This window comes from Pseudarthrobacter sp. MDT3-1 (genome assembly GCF_054510755.1).
Window position 1 is genome coordinate 1 of the sequence record NZ_JBTNDX010000016.1, and the last position, 15,241, is coordinate 15,241.

Here is a 15,241-nt window from a genome sequence, read left to right on the forward strand (position 1 = left end):
CAGACCCCGTGCCGGGGCAGTTTCCCCCCAAACTGCCCCGGCGCGGCCCCCAACCTGAACCGGCCGTATCTGTAACGACATATGAGGAGCAGGCTCATGAGCTATACCCACACTGTTACCGTCCCGCTGGCCTGGGAGGACGCTGTCCAGCGCACCCGCGAGGCGCTCGGTGAACAAGGCTTTGGCATACTGACGGAAATCGACGTCCGCTCCACGTTTGAGGCCAAACTCGGGACCGAGGCCGCCGACGCCATCGGCGACTATGTAATCCTCGGCGCCTGCAACCCCACCCTGGCGAGCCGCGCCCTCGCAGCCGAGCCGGAACTCGGTGCGCTGCTTCCATGCAATGTCGTTGTCAGACGAGGCAAGAACGCGCACGAAACCACCATCGACGCCATCGACCCACAAACCATGGTCCAGCTCAGCGACAGCCCGGCCGTCCGGGAGGTCGCGGACGAAGCCGATGCCCGACTCCGCAAAGCCCTCGCCGGGCTCAGCGATGCAAAAGACATCTCCAACTGACCAAAGTGTAGGCACTTGCAAAATGCAGAGAAGCCTGTGCCCGGGTTGAGCCTGGCCAGATAAGCCAGGTGATGGGGTGCGGGCCTTCGTATCAGAACCGACCCCCTGGCCGCAGGACTATTTTGGTCTGGCCCTACGGGCCGCAGTTCGCATCGGAGAGGCTTGCGGGGAAGGGTCCGTGAGAAGTACAGGCCTTGCTTCCGGCATCCGCCGGGGCCGGTGTAGCAACCGCGTTGGTGCCGACTATCATGGGGTCCAGAACCAATACGGAAGGCCATCGAGTGCGGCGAACTCCACTAGAAGGAGGAAAAGGCTCTGTCGAGCTCCGAGGCGACGGTATCGTCCATCTAATCTGGACGCCCCACGCCACAATCGACGTAGCCGACGCCAGGGCAGCGATGGCGATGGTCAACGAGGTCTGCAACGGCGTCGATCATCCCATGCTGGTCGATATGGCTGCTACGGAAACTGTCAGCCGCGAAGCGCGCGCGGTATGGTCCATCCCGTGCGCGGCTTCACGGATCGCCCTACTCGGTTCCAGCCCGGTAGATCGAGTCGTTGCTAACTTTTTCCTTGGCATCAACGCGCCCCATGCCCCCACGAAGTTCTTCACTTACAGGAGCGAAGCAATGAGCTGGCTGTTGGGAGACACTGCCCATTGATACAACTGAGGGTAGGGCCGTTGTGCTTGCAACTGGGACGAAACCTGGCAGCTGCGCGCACGTCGGGGCCAGGACGCTTCCCAGCCTGACGCCCGTGTCGCCGCGTTCAATGCGGCGCACTGTGGGCATGGAGAGATTAGCCCGGTCCGCGGCCAGCTCCTGGCTGAGGCCAAGCACGATTCTCCATTGCTTCAGGTGCTCGCCCAACAGCTCTGCGGTTTCGTCCACCAAGGCCACCTATATGTCGGCGAGGATGGACGTCGGCCTCTCAATCGCATCGGCTACAAACCGCAGGAATCCGGCTGCTGTGCCGCCGTCGCACACGCGGTGATCGAACGTCAGCGTCAGTTCGGTGACCTTGCGGACCGCGAGTTCCCCCTCCACTACCCACGGCTTGTCGATGATCCGGCCAACGCCGAGGATCGCCACCTCGGGGTGGTTGATGATGGCCGCGGATCCGTCCACGCCGAAGACGCCGTAGTTGTTCAGCGTGAAGGTGCCGCTACCCAGTTCCTCGGGCGTCGCTTTGCCCTCGCGTACGACGGCGGTGAGGCGGCGGATCTCCGCGTCCAGTTCGCGGGCACTGAGTTTGTCCGCGTTGCGGATCGAGGGGACCATCAGTCCGCGGTCCGTCTGGGCCGCAAATCCCAGGTTGATACCGGCGAACCCGATGATCTCCTGGGAGCCGTCGCCAGTGGTTTCGATGCGGGTGTTCAGGTCCGGGAATCTTTTTAACCCAGCGGTGACAAAACGTGCGATGAACGCGAGGAGGCCAGGCGTATTGTGCGGATCAGACTTCTTGAGGCCTGCCCGGAGTTCCACCAGCGCCGTAGCGTCCACGTCCACCCAGACGGTAGCCTCAGGGATCTCCGACCGGCTGCGGGACATGTTGGCGGACACGACCTTGCGGACACCCTTGACAGGCGTCCGGGACGAAATGCCCAGACCTGTGCGCGCGTCCACGCCGCCGGTGGTTGAGCCTGTCGAAACCTCAACCGCCGGATGGATCACGGCCTCAACATCCCGGCGCATGATCAGTCCGCTGTCACCCGACCCGTGAATGTTGCCCAGGTCCACACCGTGTTCCCGGGCCATCCGCCGGACGAGCGGAGAAATGACGGCACCGAGCTTGCCGGGGACGCGAGTACGGAGTAGCGAGAGGTCGCCCACCCCCGGAGCCTCCTTTCGCGGAGCCCGAGTGCGCCGCGCCTGGCTGTTGCCGCCGGGAGTGCCGTAGCCGATCAGCACGTTTCCGGAACCAGCCTTCTCTTCTTCACGGTACGTGTCCGCTGCGCCGGTTTCGGCAGGCTTGGTTTCGACGGGCTCAGCCACCTCGACAGGCTCGACCACCGGCGCAGGCTCAACCACCGAGCCCACCGGGAGCACCGAGATCAGCGGCTTGCCCACGTCCAGCGTCTGGCCGGGCTCGCCGTGGAGCACCGTCACGGTGCCGGCGTAGGGAGACGGGACTTCCACCATGGACTTGGCCGTCTCCACTTCGGCGATGGGCTGGTCCACCCGGATCTCATCCCCTACGGAAACGAGCCAGTTGACCAGTTCGGCTTCGGTCAGGCCTTCGCCCAGATCAGGGAGCAGGAATACTTTCGGTTCACTCATGGTCAGTTCTCCCACTGGAGGTCGTCTACGGCGTCGAGGATACGGTCCACGCCGGGCAGGTAGTAGTGCTCGAGCTTCGGCGCCGGGTACGGGACATCAAATCCCGTCACGCGGCGGATGGGCGCGGCGAGGTAGTGGAAGCAGCGTTCCTGGACCCGCGCCACGATCTCGGAGGACACGGACGCGAAGCCGTGCGCTTCAGCGATCACCACGGCCCGGCCGGTCTTACGGACGGACGCGCACACGGTCTCATCGTCGAACGGAACGATGGAGCGGACGTCGATGACTTCCAGCGAGCGCCCCTCCTCCGCAGCAGCGGCGGCCGCAGCCAGCGCCGTGGGCACGGACGGTCCGTAGGCGATGAGCGTTGCGTCGGTGCCTGGACGGGCGACGGCGGCACGGCCTTCCGAGGACGTCCCGACTGCCGCGTTGGCGGCGTGCTGCGCCCGCAGATCCTGAAGGTCCACCATGTCTTTCGACCAGTAGAGCTTCTTGGGCTCCATAAACATGACGGGGTCGTCCGAATCGATGGCTTCGCGGAGCATCCGGTACGAGTCGGCCACGGTGGCGGGCGTGAACACCTTGAGGCCCGCGGTGTGGGCGTAATAGGACTCGGAGGAGTCGCAGTGGTGCTCCACTCCCCCGATCCCGCCGGCATAGGGAACCCGGATCACCATGGGAAGCTTCACCAAACCCCTGGTGCGGTTGTGCATCTTGGCCACGTGGCTGACGATCTGCTGGAACGCCGGGTACGCGAACGCGTCGAACTGCATCTCCACCACCGGCCGCATCCCGTTCATGGCCATCCCCACGGCCATGCCCACAATGCCGGACTCTGCCAGCGGGGTATCGAAGCAGCGCTGCTCCCCGAAGGTCCTGGTGAGGCCATCCGTGATGCGGAAAACCCCGCCCAGCAGGCCCACGTCCTCGCCGAAGACCAGGACGGACGGGTCCGCGTGCATCGCATCCGCCAGAGCCGTGTTGATGGCCTTGGCCATGGTGACGGCCTGCGGTCCGGAAGCTTCAGCCACAGAAGCGGCGGAAGCGGCAGCCCGGGCTGTTGCTGCGCTGACGTTGCCGTTCGCCTCGGACGAGGTGGTGATGGTCGGACTCATTTCGCAGACTCCTCTGAGGACGCTTCACGGGCAAGTTCGTCAGCCAGCATGGCGGACTGCTCCTTCAGCTGTGGTGTGGGCACCGAGAACACGTGCCGGAAGAGTTCCTGGGGGTCCACCGGAACGTCCTCACCCAGCCCCTCACGAAGTTGAGTGGCAACGTCCTCAGCGTGAGCAGCAATCCGCGCGGCGCCGTCGTCGTCCAGCAGTCCACGCCCGGTGAGGTACGTCTTCATCCGGCTGATGGGATCCTTGGCCAGCCACTCGGCCACCTCGCTGTCCTGGCGGTACCGGGTGGCGTCGTCGGCGTTGGTGTGTGCCTGCATCCGGTACGTGTGTGCCTCCACGAGGAGCGGCCCGGAACCTTCCCGTGCGAGCTTCACGGCCCGGTCCAGCACAGCGAGGAGGGCCACGACGTCGTTGCCGTCCACCCGTTCGCCGGCCATGCCGTAACCCACGGCCTTGTGGGCGAGCGACGGCGCCACGGACTGGTGCGCCAGCGGAACCGAGATAGCGTACTTGTTGTTCTGGACGAAGAAGACAACGGGCAGGTGGAAGACGGCGGCGAAGTTCAGGGCCTCATGGAAGTCACCTTCGCTGGTGGCGCCGTCCCCGCACATCGCCAGGACTACGGTGTCTTCGCCGCGGAGCTTGGCCGCGTGCGCCACACCCACGCCATGCAGCAGCTGGGTGGTGAGCGGCGTGCACTGGATGCCCACCTTGTGCCTGGCCGGATCGTAGCCGCTGTGCCAGTCACCGCGGAAGATGGTCATGGTCTCCACAGGATCAACACCGCGTGCCATGACCGCCACGGCATCCCGGTAGGTGGGGAACAGCCAGTCGCCGGCGGAAAGGCAGAGTGCGGCTGCCACCTGGCAGGCTTCCTGGCCGTGGCTGGACGGGTACACGGCCATGCGCCCCTGGCGGACCAGCGCCGAGTTCTGGTCGTTGACGCGGCGTCCGACGACGAGCTGCTCGTAGGCAGCTAGCAGTTCCTCATCAGCGGGCAACGGGTATTCGTGGCCGGGTTCGGTCCCCTGCTCACCTTCTGCTTTGAGCCGTCCCTCCGGATCCACCATCTGGATCTGGTGCCGGGCAGGCAGCATGTAGTCCTCCACCGTGATGCCGAACTTGCGCACCGCTTCGGATGCAGCATCTTCGGCCGGCAAACGCTGGGCCTGGTCCGGCGCAGTGTGGTCCGCGGAGATCGTCATTGTTCCGTCCTTCTGTAGCCACTAGTCGCTTCCAGTATCATCCTCGAGGAAGTTTCGTATCCAGTACTTCGGCAAATCGTGGAAGGTTCCGCCGGATGGACCTACTCTGGAAGACGAATTGAAATGTGAGCTGGGCTACAGACGGGAGCGGTGGACGAATTGGCACGCCCCCGACCTTATTGGTCAGGGCGACGATTTCATTCGTCGGAAGCGGCTAGAACTTCCTTTCCCACAATCATGAGCAATGGCATAGACTGTGGAGGTCGTTAGGAGACGTCATCGCTATCAAGGACCGCCGCACCGGAATGAAGCCCGACCACGGGGCCGGCACCCTCAATGCATGGATCAACTCTGCCCGTCCCTCGTTTTCTGAACAGGACCTGGTCTCAGCCCTGGAAGACATGACCCGCAGCACGACGGCAGCCGACCTGTCTGCACGCGACCGGGACTTCTGGGACAAGAACTCGGGAATCGCAGCCGACCATGCCGCCGTCGCTATCGCCTCCGCGGCGAACGCCGCCGCCCGGCTCGTTTTTGACGCTTCTGCCCTCACGGCCGCCGAGGTCGCCGAGCGCATGCACATGTCCGCGTCCACCATCCGGCACTACAAGTCGGCACGGAAGCTCTACTCGTACCTGGTCAACGGCAAGCTAGCCTTCCCGCAATGGCAGTTTAACGATACGGGTGACCAGTCGATCCCCTCCTTGGAGGACGTTCTGGGTGCGTTGCCCGACGACCTGCACCCGCAGGCGGTGGCCGGGTTCTTCCTGACGCCCCAACCCGACCTGGTCCTGAACGGAATGCATGTCTCGGCCAAGTCATGGCTGGAGGCCGGCGGCAGCAAGAAGGTCGTCGTCGACCTTGCCGAGGGACTGGCGGCCGGCTACTGATGCCAGACCAGTACCCGCCGGACGCGGCTACCCTGCGGGCCCTGGGGTACGAGGCAAAGACGATACCGGCTGGCACCGTGCTGTGGCGGATCCACTTCACCGCCTCGGGGCTTGTGGTGCCGTGGAACCGACTGCGCACCTGGGGGCCCGTGCCGGGCTCACGCTGGGAACCTCACCCGCTGCCGCCAGGTGATGCCGCGCCGCTGGGTGCCGCCTACCTCGCTGAGGATGTGCTTACGTGCTTGGCGGAGGTATTCCAGCTGACCCGTTTCGTCGACGTCGATCGCGACGACCCTTACGTCACTGCGTTTAGTACCACGCGTGACCTCGTACTGGCTGACCTCACGGGAGACTGGCTGCTGCCGGCCGGCGCTTCGGCGCAGATCGCTTTCGGTGGGAAGGAGCGAACCCGAGCCTGGGCCCGTGCCATCCATGAGACGTGGCCGGACCTTGATGGCGTGTACTCCCTCTCGGCCATGGCCCTGAGCCGCAAGGTGGTGACACTGTGGTCCGAGGACGCCATACCGGCCGCCCCAGAGTTCTCCTCACCCCTGAACGCGCCGGGCATCGTCTCCGATGTGATGGCAGCTGCTGCGAAGATCCGTTACACCAGCAACATCGTCCTCTGATCACACCCACCACTGCTAACCGTCCCTGAAGAACTTTCGTATCCAGTAGTTCGCCGAATCGTGGAAGGTTCCGCCGGATGGACCTACTCTGGAAGACGAATTGAAATGTGATCTGGACAACGAGCAGGAGCGGTGGACGAGTTGGCACGACTTGAGGGAGATTCCGGGGAGGTGCCCCTGGACGACGTCGATCGCAGGATCATCGCCGAGCTCACCCGGGACGGGAGGATGTCCGTGACCCAGGTGGCCGAGAACGTCCATATTTCCCGGGCCCACGCATACACGCGCATCGCCAGGCTGACCGGCGAAGGCGTGCTGACCAAATTCACGGCCTTAGTGGACCCCATCAAGGCCGGATTGAAGTCCTCCGCCTACGTGACGTTGAAAGTGAGCCAGCATTCGTGGCGTGAGCTGCGCGAGCAGCTGCGCGCGATCCCGGAGGTCCATCACATCGCCCTGGTGGGAGGCGATTTTGATGTGATCCTGCTGGTGCGCGCCATCGACAACACCGACCTGCGCCGGGTGATTTTCGATCAGTTGCAGGCCATGCCGGGCGTCCAGGACACGCAGACTTTTCTGGTGTTTGAGGATGTTGATACGCGCTGAGTAGATGGTGTCCAAGAGGCATCGCCGCGTCCGCAGAAGGCGGCTCACTGAATCAGCGTGGCCCAGGACTCCAGGAACTTCTCAGCAAGATGCGCGTGGCCGGCGGCGTTCGGGTGCGCACCGTCAAAGTCGAATCCCGGGCTGTTGGCACCCGTGAACCAGCCGGCCTCGTAGGCGTCGATGAACGGAGCACCAGCCGCTGCGGCCCCGGCGCGGACGGCGCTGTTCGCACCTTGCAGTTCCTCCGCTAACGGCTGGGGGGCCGAGGGCCCAAGAACAATGACCTGGACGCCGGGCCACAACGTGCGGGACGCCTCGATGGTCTGCGCCGTGGCGGTTTGGATTTCATCAGGGCTGGTGACCAGGGCGTCGTTCTGGCCGCCTTGCAGTATGAGGACGTTGGGGACGAAGCGCGGATCCACAGCGGCTTCCCGCAGCCGGACTTCGTACTCACGGGCCTGGTTGTCCTGCGGACCACCGCCCCACGCGAAGCCGGTTCCGCCCGCACCGTCGATGTTGGTGGGATATCCGAGTGCGTTGGCAACAAGGTACGCCCACCCCTGGCCTGGCTGGTCCGCACCCTCACCGGCAGTGTACGAATCGCCAAGAATCAGGAGGACGGGCTGGGCAGGAAGCTGGATTTTCAGCTGTTGGGCCGTTGCAGTGGCTGTGGGCGCCGGGGTCGCCGTAGCAGTCGGCGTGGCCACCGGAGAGCTTGCCGTCACAGGGCTGACGGCTTCGCCTGGGCCGCGCGGATTCGTCAGGGCGATTCCTGCCACACCGAAGGCAACCACGGCCAGCAGAAAGAGTGCACCGTACTCGATCCATTCCTGCTTGGTCATGCTGGGTCTCCGCCGTTTCTCGTCACCCGGCACATCATACCGGCGTCGTCGCGGAGAAACTCAGCCTGTTCTGGTCAGAGGTGTTTCGTCTCGGCGGTGGCACCTCCCTTTGCTGCTGGGCGCCGCCAACCTGATGGCGGACGGCAGCGGAGAATGGTCCGGGGGCAGGGGCCCGGGCAATGGACGACGACGGCCTGGTCACCAAAGTGCCCAATCCCGACCGTGGTGCTGGCCTCCTCGATCGTGCTCAGGCTGCAGACCGTCGTCTCGGCGCGAAGGAGCCTAGATCCGTCCGGCCAGCTCCAGTTCCCGGGCGGGCTCCGGGGCGGGACGGACGACGGCGGGTTCCAACCTTCTGGAGGCCCAGCGGCGGATAGGACTCTCCACAAAACGGAACGATCCGTAAGCAAGCAGCAAGGTCAGGGCTGCCGTCAGCGGTACGCGGACGGCGAGCGATGGGACCAGGGGAATCAGCAGGATAAAGACCGGCAAGTGCCAGAGGTACATCCCATAGGACAGGTCCCGGCCCGGGCGGGAAAGCCACCGGTGGCCCAGGATCTTTGAGATACGGCCGTCCGGCAGCAGGACAAGCCAGCCGATGACCAGCCCGGCCAGCAATGCCAAGGCAGTGGGGCCCACGGTCCAGAAGATATCGAACCAGGCCCCGGGTGCGGTCGGCTCCTTGAGCAAGAACACGGCGAGCACCAGGGCGAGTCCCGCGAACGGACCGCCGCGGCGTACACCGGCCTGCAGCGAGCCATGGAGCCGCGAGCCTGGGCTGATGGACGACAACACCAGAGCCACGGCGCACCCCAGCAGCAACTCGTCAGCCCTGGTATCCGGCCCGTTGTAAATCCTGGCCAGCGATGCCCCGCTGGAGACCAGGAAGAACCGTGAAACCAGGAACGCCGCCGCCAGGACGGCCGTGATCCAGGCGACGGTGCGGACCTTCCAGAACCGCAGCATCAACAGAAGGAGCACCGGCCAGATCAGGTAGAACTGCTCCTCGACGGCGAGGGTCCAGGTGGGGCTCAGCGCGCCGCCGCCGGTCGAAGAACCGAAGGCTCCGAAGTTGGACAGGTTCATCACGTAGCCAACCGCCGGGATGGCATCGGCTGCCTGGCCGCCCCACCCCGACGTCGGAAAGATCAGGCCGACCATGACCACCACAGCACAAAGAACCAGCAGCGCCGGCCAGAGCCGGGCGAGCCGTTTGGCGTAGAAAACTCCAATGCGCAGCCGGCCGGTGGAGCGGTACTCCTTCATGATCAGGAGAGTGATGACAAAGCCACTGAGCGTGAAGAAAACATCCACGCCAATGGATCCACCGGGGGCGAACCCGGTTATGGTGTGGAAGAGAAAAACGCCCGCTACCGCGATGGTGCGCAGCCCATCGAGTGAGTGCTGCCGCCCGGACATCAGCCCGGTTTCGGGCGCCAACGGGCGTTCCACCATGGTCGGGAGTCGCGTACTTGGCCGAAAAATCACTCAACGAGCGTAGTTAAGAGACCATATGCTCGGCTGGGCGCAGGCTGGACGCCAGCTGGATGGGATCAACCACGTGACTCGTTGTCAAGAGGCCGACGCCGGCGGGCTGCGGACTGCGGCCGTCCAGTGTTTCGATCATGCGGTGTTGCCCGCCCGGGCCGGAGCTGGCGCCGCCGCGATCCCGGCCAATATGAACAGCAGGGCCGGCCACCGAGATCAACGCCGTAAAGCAGTCCGTCGGCAAGCCCGTCGAAGTCATCGACGACGACGCCTCAAACCTACGTCAACAGCCAGGCACCGAGTCTACGGGTCGTCGTGATCTTGGCAGTCAACGCAAAAGACTCCTATTGCCGTCTCCCCACAGCATTGGCAGCGGTGTTCAAGGGCTTGAAGTTCTACGATGTAAGCCGTCATTCCTCAAGGCTCAGTCTTCAGCAGCCCGAATCTAAGGGTGGTGAGTACTCGAATTTCCAATAGTGACTACTTGGACGCGCCTGGCTCCATGAAACATCAGTCGCATTCTTACGGGACACCGACATGATCAAGCGTGCGGAAGTACGGCAAAAGACTGCGACGATAGTCCCATGTACTCATCGAGTGAAACTGGCAGGCTCGCTGGCCACCGGAACGGCGAATGTCCTCCGCGATCGGCAAAACTTCGACACGATGTGCAAATACCGACGAATAACAGCCTTGGTCCCTGCATTCACGGAGTGCGTTCGCCCGGCAGCTGAAACAACCGTCAGCCGACAAACTTAGGCTCGCGCTTCTCCTGGAACGCCCGGAAGCCTTCGGCGTAGTCTGCGCTCTTGCAGAGCCGGGCCTGCGCGGCGTTTTCCTCGGCCATGGCGTCCCACAGGCCCAGCCGCTGGTCGCGGATGTGCGCCACCAGCTCCTTGCTCGCCGTGAAGGCGCCCGTTGCTCCGGTGGCAACCTTCGTCACAATTTCCCGGGCATTCGCCAAAAGTTCGTTCGCAGGCATGGCCCGGCTGAACATCCCTTGCGCCACCGCCTCCGTCCCGGACATGAGCTCGGCCGTGTAGATCAGGTCCAGCGTCCGGTGCATGCCCAGCCGCTCGGTGAAGTACCAGTGCCCACCCGAATCCAGCGTGGCGCCCAGCTTGGCAAACGGCGAGCCGAACTTCGCGTTCTCCGCCACGTACACCACGTCCGTGGCCAGCAGCAGGCCCAGCCCCACGCCCAGGCAGGCGCCATGGGCGGCGGCGAACGTCGGTGCCGGGAATGCGCTCATCTTCTTCAGCAGCGGCTGCACCAGCCCGCCCAGGTACGCTTCGGCGTCGTCCGTCTCCGGTGTCACGGCGGAGATGTCCCGGCCCGCGCAGAAGGCGCGGCCCTCTCCCCTGAGCAGCAGCGCCCGCACCTCACCACGTGAGGCGGCGGCAGCGGCGTCGTCGTACGCCTGTGTTAAATCCGCGAGCGCCTGCTCGTCGAGCGAGTTCAGCTTGTGGGGCGCGTCCAGGACGACTTCGGCGACGTTGTTGGCGATGGAGAGGGAGATCATTGGGCTCCTTGGGTTGGGTTCGGGGTATCGACGATTTCGACAGGCTCAACCGCCGAGACCACCGGATTTCTGGGTCTCGACAAGCTCGACCACCGAAATCACCGATCACACGTCGAAGTCGACTGTTACGTCTTTGCTCGTGGGGTGGCTCTGGCAGGTCAGGACGTACCCCTTGTCCAGCTCATCCTGCTCCAGCGCGTAGTTTTCGTCCATGGTCACGGTGCCGGTGACCAGTTTGGCGCGGCAGGTGCCGCACACCCCCCCGGCGCACGCGAACGGCACGTCCGCGCGGACCCGCAGCGCGGCGTTCAGGATCGACTCGCGGGCGTGCGTGGGGCTGGCCACCTCGCCCTGCAGGCCGTCCAGCTTGAAGGTGATCTTGTACGTCTCCTGCGATTCATCCACCACCACGGGGCGGCCGGCGTGGCCCTCCGGGCGGTCCGGCTTGCCCGACGTAAACAGTTCGAACCGCACGTGCTCCGGCTTCACCCCGCGCTCGGCCAGGGTGTCCCGGCACAGCTGCACCAGCTCGAACGGCCCGCACAGGAACCACTCGTCCACATCGTCCGCGTGGATGGCGGCGCCCAGCAGCTGCTGGAGCTTTTCGGCGTCGATCCGCCCACTGAGCAGCGGCGCGATCCGCTGCTCGCGGGACAGCACGTGGTGGATGGCCAGCCGCTGCGGATACTTGTCCTTCAGGTCCGCCAACTCCTCCAGGAACATCACGTCCATGGCGGCCTTGTTGGCGTAGATCAGGTCAAAGCGCGTCTCCGGGTTGGCGGCCAGCAGCGTGCGGGCGATGGCGATCACCGGGGTGATGCCGCTCCCCGCCGCGATGGCCACAAAGGTGCCAGCGCCATTCGACGCGGCCTCCCCCGCGAGCTCCTCCGGGTGGTTCATGGAGTTCATGACGTTCTGCTCCACGGCCTTGCCGTCCCGGCCGTGCTTGGACACAAACGCGCCCATGGGGCTCATAACGTCCAGGGTGTCCCCCGCCTTCAGCTCCGCGTTGGCCCACGTGGAGAACAGCCCGCCCAGGTCCTGCTTCACCGCTACCCGGATCTCGCTGCTGCCGTCCGGGAAGCTGCGTGGCTCGGCGCAGATCGAGTAGCTGCGGCGCACCTCATGCGGCTCGCCGTTCTCATCCTGCAGCGTGGTGCGCAGGGCCACGTACTGGCCGGGCAGGTAATCGAACTGGCCGGCGAGCTCTTTGGGCACTCCGAACGTGACCTCGATGGCGTCCTCAGTCAGCCGGCGCACCTCATTGACGGTCAGCGTGTGGAAGGACGGACGACGGCGGCCGCTGGCTAGCGCCGATTCGGCGGCGGTCTGGCGCACAACAGGCATGGGGCTTCCTTACAGGACTTTGAAGTAGTCGAACGGTTCCAGGCAGTCCTTGCAGACGTACAACGCCTTGCAGGACGTGGAACCGAAGCGGGTGAGCTCCTTGGTGTTCAGGCTGGAGCACTGGGGGCACTTGACGGCCATTTTGAGCCTGATGGGGCCGCTGTGGCCACCGGCTGCTGCCATGCCCGACGGCGGTGCGATGCCGTACTCCCGCAGCTTCGCCTTCCCCGCGTCCGTCATCCAGTCCGTGGTCCAGGCCGGGGCGAGCACCAGGTTCACCTCTGTGGCTTTGTAGCCCTCCCTGGCGAACGCTGCCTTCAGGTCGTCGCGGATGGCGTCCATGGCCGGGCAGCCCGAGTACGTGGGCGTGATGGTGACGCGGACTCGTTCCTCCGTGACCTGCACGTCGCGGAGGATCCCCAGGTCCTCGATGGTGAGCACGGGGATTTCCGGATCGCAGACCGTGGCGGCGATGTCCCACGCCTGCTGCTGCTGTGTCCGCTCGTGCGCAGCGGTGGCCACGGCGGTCACCAGCTTGCTCCGGGGTACTCGCGCGCCAGCACCTGCATCTCCGCGAGCAGGTAGCCCAGGTGCTCGGAGTGCCGGCCATGCCGCCCGCCGCCAGGGGCAGCCGGGACGTCCGGCACCTCCAGCTCCGCTTCCGCCAGGATCTCCCCCGTCAGGCGGTCAAAGTCGCCGCGCAGGCTGGAAGGCTCGACGGCGGCGCCGGTTTCCGTCAGGCGCGTGGTCAGCTCGGCGTCCTGGAAGAGCTCGGCAACGTAGGGCCACATCTGCTTCAGGCCCTGGATCATCCGGGCGCGGGATTCGTCGGTGCCGCCGGCGAGGCGGAGGACCCACTGGGCGCTGTGGTCCCGGTGGTAGTCCACTTCCTTCACGGCCTTGGCGGCGATGGCGGCGAGTGTGGCGTCTGTGGATTGCGTGAGGCGGCGGTAGAGCTCGAACTGGTAGTAGCTCACCACGAACTGGCGGGCGATGGTTGCCGCAAAGTCGCCGTTGGGCTGCTCGAAGATGGCGGCCGACCGGAACTCAGGCTCGCGCCGGAAGTACGCCAGCTCGTCCTCGGTCTTGTCCCAGGCGCCGCCCGCGTAGGTGAGGAAGCTCCGGGCGTGGCCCAGCTGGTCCAGGGCGATGTTGCCCAGGGCCACGTCCTCCTCCAGCTCGGGACCGCGGGAGATCCAGTGGCCCAGCCGCTGCGCGAGGATCAGGCCGTCGTCCCCGAGGCGCAGCGCGTACTCGGCCACGTCCTCGGTGGGCTTGGCCAGGCCGGTGCGGACCTCCAGGGCGATGTCCTCCGGGCGCAGGGCGTTGCCGGGGGTGATGCGGGTGGCGGACTCGTTGCTCACAGGTGCTTCACCCCTTCGCTCTTGGTGTAGTACGTGGCATGCCGGTAGTCCTTGCCCTGCGGGGATTCGAAGAACGAACCCTTGGAGTCGGGATCGCTGGCTGCGATGGCGTCGGCCGGGACCACCCAGATGGACACACCCTCGTTGCGGCGGGTGTAGAGGTCGCGGGCGTTGCGCAGGGCCATGGCGGCGTCCGGCGCGTGCAGGGACCCGGCGTGGACGTGGGACAGTCCGCGGCTTGACCGGACAAAGACCTCCCACAGGCCCCAGGCGTTGCGGTCGGTGGTTGCCTCCGGGCCTTGTGTCTCGCTCATGCTGCGTATTCCTTTGTCTTCAGTGACTGTTTTGCTGCATACGCCGCGGCTGCCTCGCGGACCCAGGCGCCGTCGTCGTGCGCTTCCCTCCGGCGCTCAAGGCGCTGGGCGTTGCAGGGGCCGCGGCCGGCGAGGACTTCGTGGAACTCGTTCCAGTCCAGCGGGCCGTGCTCCCACTTTTTGGTGTCCTCGTTGAAGCGGATCTCGCTGTCCGGGAGGGTGAGGCCCAGCACGCGGACCTGCTCCACCATCATGCCCACGAAGCGGCTGCGGAGTTCGTCGTTGCTGAAGCGCTTGATGTTCCAGGCCATGGACTGTCGGGAGTTGGGCGAATCGTCGTCCGGCGGGCCGAACATCATCAGCGCCGGGGCGTACCAGCGGTTCACGGCGTCCTGGGCCATCTGCTTCTGCTCCGGGGTGCCGTGGGCGAGTTCCAGCAGGATCTCGAAGCCCTGGCGCTGGTGGAACGACTCCTCCTTGCAGACGCGCACCATGGCTCGGCCGTAAGGGCCGTAGGAGGCGCGGCACAGCGGCACCTGGTTGCAGATGGCGGCGCCGTCCACCAGCCAGCCGATCGCACCCATGTCCGCCCAGGTCAGGGCCGGGTAGTTGAAGATGCTGGAGTAGCGGGCCTTGCCGGCGATGAGATCCGCCGTCATCTTGTCCCTGCTTTGACCCAGGGTCTCGGCGGCTGAATACAGGTACAGCCCGTGGCCGGCCTCGTCCTGGACCTTGGCTATGAGGATGGCCTTGCGCTTCAGGCTCGGGGCGCGGGAAATCCAGTTGGCCTCCGGCTGCATGCCGATGATCTCGGAGTGGGCGTGCTGGGAAATCTGGCGCAGAAGGGTCTTGCGGTAGGCGTCCGGCATCCAGTCTTTTGGTTCAATGCGGGAGTCTTCGGCGATCACGCGGTCAAAGTTGGCCTGGCCGTCCGCGTCTTGGCGGTCCTTGGCCTGGCTGTCCGCGGCTTGGCGGTCCGCGTTACGCGGGGCGTTGGCTTCCATGGTTGCTCCTATGCACCTGCCTGGATTGGTCGCATTTATTTACCGACCGTTCGTTCAGGATATGCGGAGGGCGCGGAGGGCGTCAAGGAGGGGCCCGATGCCACC

The 15,241-nt window shown here is 65.3% G+C and carries 16 protein-coding genes and 1 pseudogene; 5 read left to right on the plus strand and 12 right to left on the minus strand.

Translation table 11 applies throughout. The annotated features are described in order from the left end of the window. The first annotated feature begins 96 nt into the window (after positions 1-96). Together ACX80X_RS13360 and ACX80X_RS13365 are read left to right on the plus strand one after the other, a co-directional pair. Entirely contained in the window at positions 97-522 is a 426-nt protein-coding gene (locus ACX80X_RS13360; protein WP_459312295.1) for a DUF302 domain-containing protein, read from the plus strand. A gap of 248 nt (positions 523-770) precedes the next feature. Then, entirely contained in the window at positions 771-1,184 is a 414-nt protein-coding gene (locus tag ACX80X_RS13365; RefSeq protein WP_459312297.1) for a DUF7793 family protein, read from the plus strand. Positions 1,185-1,274: 90 nt separating this feature from the next. Here the strand turns inward: ACX80X_RS13365 and ACX80X_RS13370 are convergent. The 4 genes and pseudogenes from ACX80X_RS13370 to ACX80X_RS13385 form a co-directional block, all read right to left on the minus strand. Continuing rightward, positions 1,275-1,421 (minus strand): annotated as a pseudogene (locus tag ACX80X_RS13370) (helix-turn-helix domain-containing protein); the annotation flags it as partial. Then, complete coding sequence (locus tag ACX80X_RS13375) at positions 1,422-2,801, minus strand: dihydrolipoamide acetyltransferase family protein (RefSeq protein ID WP_459312299.1); 1,380 nt, start codon at positions 2,799-2,801, stop codon at positions 1,422-1,424. Positions 2,802-2,803: 2 nt separating this feature from the next. Then, positions 2,804-3,916 carry an alpha-ketoacid dehydrogenase subunit beta gene (locus ACX80X_RS13380; RefSeq protein ID WP_459312301.1) on the minus strand — a complete coding sequence of 371 codons (1,113 nt, stop codon included), beginning with the start codon at positions 3,914-3,916 and terminating at the stop codon, positions 2,804-2,806. Continuing rightward, positions 3,913-5,130 carry a thiamine pyrophosphate-dependent dehydrogenase E1 component subunit alpha gene (locus tag ACX80X_RS13385; protein ID WP_459312303.1) on the minus strand — a complete coding sequence of 406 codons (1,218 nt, stop codon included), beginning with the start codon at positions 5,128-5,130 and terminating at the stop codon, positions 3,913-3,915. The genes ACX80X_RS13380 and ACX80X_RS13385 overlap by 4 nt, the downstream gene beginning before the upstream one ends. 305 nt (positions 5,131-5,435) lie before the next feature. Here ACX80X_RS13385 and ACX80X_RS13390 point away from each other — a divergent pair, with 305 nt between their 5' ends. The 3 genes from ACX80X_RS13390 (at position 5,436) to ACX80X_RS13400 (ending at position 7,255) form a co-directional block, all read left to right on the plus strand. Next, positions 5,436-6,020: a helix-turn-helix domain-containing protein gene (locus tag ACX80X_RS13390; protein WP_459312305.1), complete on the plus strand. Its 585-nt coding sequence runs from the start codon at positions 5,436-5,438 to the stop codon at positions 6,018-6,020. Further along, entirely contained in the window at positions 6,020-6,649 is a 630-nt protein-coding gene (locus ACX80X_RS13395) for an RES family NAD+ phosphorylase (protein ID WP_459312307.1), read from the plus strand. Before ACX80X_RS13390 ends, ACX80X_RS13395 begins: the two co-directional genes overlap by 1 nt. A 141-nt stretch (positions 6,650-6,790) precedes the next feature. Beyond that, positions 6,791-7,255 carry an Lrp/AsnC family transcriptional regulator gene (locus tag ACX80X_RS13400; protein ID WP_056345240.1) on the plus strand — a complete coding sequence of 155 codons (465 nt, stop codon included), beginning with the start codon at positions 6,791-6,793 and terminating at the stop codon, positions 7,253-7,255. A gap of 44 nt (positions 7,256-7,299) precedes the next feature. On the opposite strand, the gene ACX80X_RS13405 is transcribed toward ACX80X_RS13400, so the two are convergent. The 8 genes from ACX80X_RS13405 to paaA all read right to left on the minus strand — a co-directional run bounded on the left by ACX80X_RS13405 (position 7,300) and on the right by paaA (position 15,136). After that, positions 7,300-8,097: an SGNH/GDSL hydrolase family protein gene (locus tag ACX80X_RS13405; RefSeq protein ID WP_459312309.1), complete on the minus strand. Its 798-nt coding sequence runs from the start codon at positions 8,095-8,097 to the stop codon at positions 7,300-7,302. Positions 8,098-8,379: 282 nt separating this feature from the next. Then, entirely contained in the window at positions 8,380-9,552 is a 1,173-nt protein-coding gene (locus ACX80X_RS13410; RefSeq protein WP_459312311.1) for an acyltransferase family protein, read from the minus strand. A gap of 775 nt (positions 9,553-10,327) precedes the next feature. After that, positions 10,328-11,107, minus strand: a complete 780-nt coding sequence (locus tag ACX80X_RS13415; protein WP_252598600.1) for an enoyl-CoA hydratase/isomerase family protein — start codon at positions 11,105-11,107, stop codon at positions 10,328-10,330. A 105-nt stretch (positions 11,108-11,212) separates the two neighbouring features. Continuing rightward, complete coding sequence (gene paaE, locus ACX80X_RS13420) at positions 11,213-12,454, minus strand: 1,2-phenylacetyl-CoA epoxidase subunit PaaE (RefSeq protein WP_252598601.1); 1,242 nt, start codon at positions 12,452-12,454, stop codon at positions 11,213-11,215. A gap of 9 nt (positions 12,455-12,463) precedes the next feature. Next, on the minus strand, positions 12,464-12,985 hold the full coding sequence (gene paaD, locus ACX80X_RS13425) for a 1,2-phenylacetyl-CoA epoxidase subunit PaaD (RefSeq protein WP_252598602.1): 522 nt from the start codon (positions 12,983-12,985) through the stop codon (positions 12,464-12,466). Then, complete coding sequence (gene paaC / locus ACX80X_RS13430) at positions 12,982-13,818, minus strand: 1,2-phenylacetyl-CoA epoxidase subunit PaaC (protein WP_252598603.1); 837 nt, start codon at positions 13,816-13,818, stop codon at positions 12,982-12,984. The genes paaD and paaC overlap by 4 nt, the downstream gene beginning before the upstream one ends. Beyond that, entirely contained in the window at positions 13,815-14,132 is a 318-nt protein-coding gene (gene paaB / locus ACX80X_RS13435; RefSeq protein ID WP_252598604.1) for a 1,2-phenylacetyl-CoA epoxidase subunit PaaB, read from the minus strand. Before paaB ends, paaC begins: the two co-directional genes overlap by 4 nt. Then, on the minus strand, positions 14,129-15,136 hold the full coding sequence (gene paaA / locus ACX80X_RS13440) for a 1,2-phenylacetyl-CoA epoxidase subunit PaaA (protein WP_252598605.1): 1,008 nt from the start codon (positions 15,134-15,136) through the stop codon (positions 14,129-14,131). The genes paaB and paaA overlap by 4 nt, the downstream gene beginning before the upstream one ends. Between the last annotated feature and the right edge of the window lie 105 nt (positions 15,137-15,241).

Excerpts from the sequence above, each read along its gene's own strand:
- ACX80X_RS13375 (WP_459312299.1), bottom strand. The coding sequence starts at position 2,801 with ATGAGTGAACCGAAAGTATTCCTGCTCCCTGATCTGGGCGAAGGCCTG.
- ACX80X_RS13415 (WP_252598600.1), bottom strand. The coding sequence starts at position 11,107 with ATGATCTCCCTCTCCATCGCCAACAACGTCGCCGAAGTCGTCCTGGAC.
- ACX80X_RS13395 (WP_459312307.1), top strand. The coding sequence starts at position 6,020 with ATGCCAGACCAGTACCCGCCGGACGCGGCTACCCTGCGGGCCCTGGGG.
- paaB (WP_252598604.1), bottom strand. The coding sequence starts at position 14,132 with ATGAGCGAGACACAAGGCCCGGAGGCAACCACCGACCGCAACGCCTGG.
- ACX80X_RS13365 (WP_459312297.1), top strand. The coding sequence starts at position 771 with ATGGGGTCCAGAACCAATACGGAAGGCCATCGAGTGCGGCGAACTCCA.
- ACX80X_RS13380 (WP_459312301.1), bottom strand. The coding sequence starts at position 3,916 with ATGAGTCCGACCATCACCACCTCGTCCGAGGCGAACGGCAACGTCAGC.
- ACX80X_RS13390 (WP_459312305.1), top strand. The coding sequence starts at position 5,436 with ATGAAGCCCGACCACGGGGCCGGCACCCTCAATGCATGGATCAACTCT.
- paaE (WP_252598601.1), bottom strand. The coding sequence starts at position 12,454 with ATGCCTGTTGTGCGCCAGACCGCCGCCGAATCGGCGCTAGCCAGCGGC.
- ACX80X_RS13410 (WP_459312311.1), bottom strand. The coding sequence starts at position 9,552 with ATGGTGGAACGCCCGTTGGCGCCCGAAACCGGGCTGATGTCCGGGCGG.
- ACX80X_RS13405 (WP_459312309.1), bottom strand. The coding sequence starts at position 8,097 with ATGACCAAGCAGGAATGGATCGAGTACGGTGCACTCTTTCTGCTGGCC.
- ACX80X_RS13360 (WP_459312295.1), top strand. The coding sequence starts at position 97 with ATGAGCTATACCCACACTGTTACCGTCCCGCTGGCCTGGGAGGACGCT.
- paaA (WP_252598605.1), bottom strand. The coding sequence starts at position 15,136 with ATGGAAGCCAACGCCCCGCGTAACGCGGACCGCCAAGCCGCGGACAGC.
- ACX80X_RS13385 (WP_459312303.1), bottom strand. The coding sequence starts at position 5,130 with ATGACGATCTCCGCGGACCACACTGCGCCGGACCAGGCCCAGCGTTTG.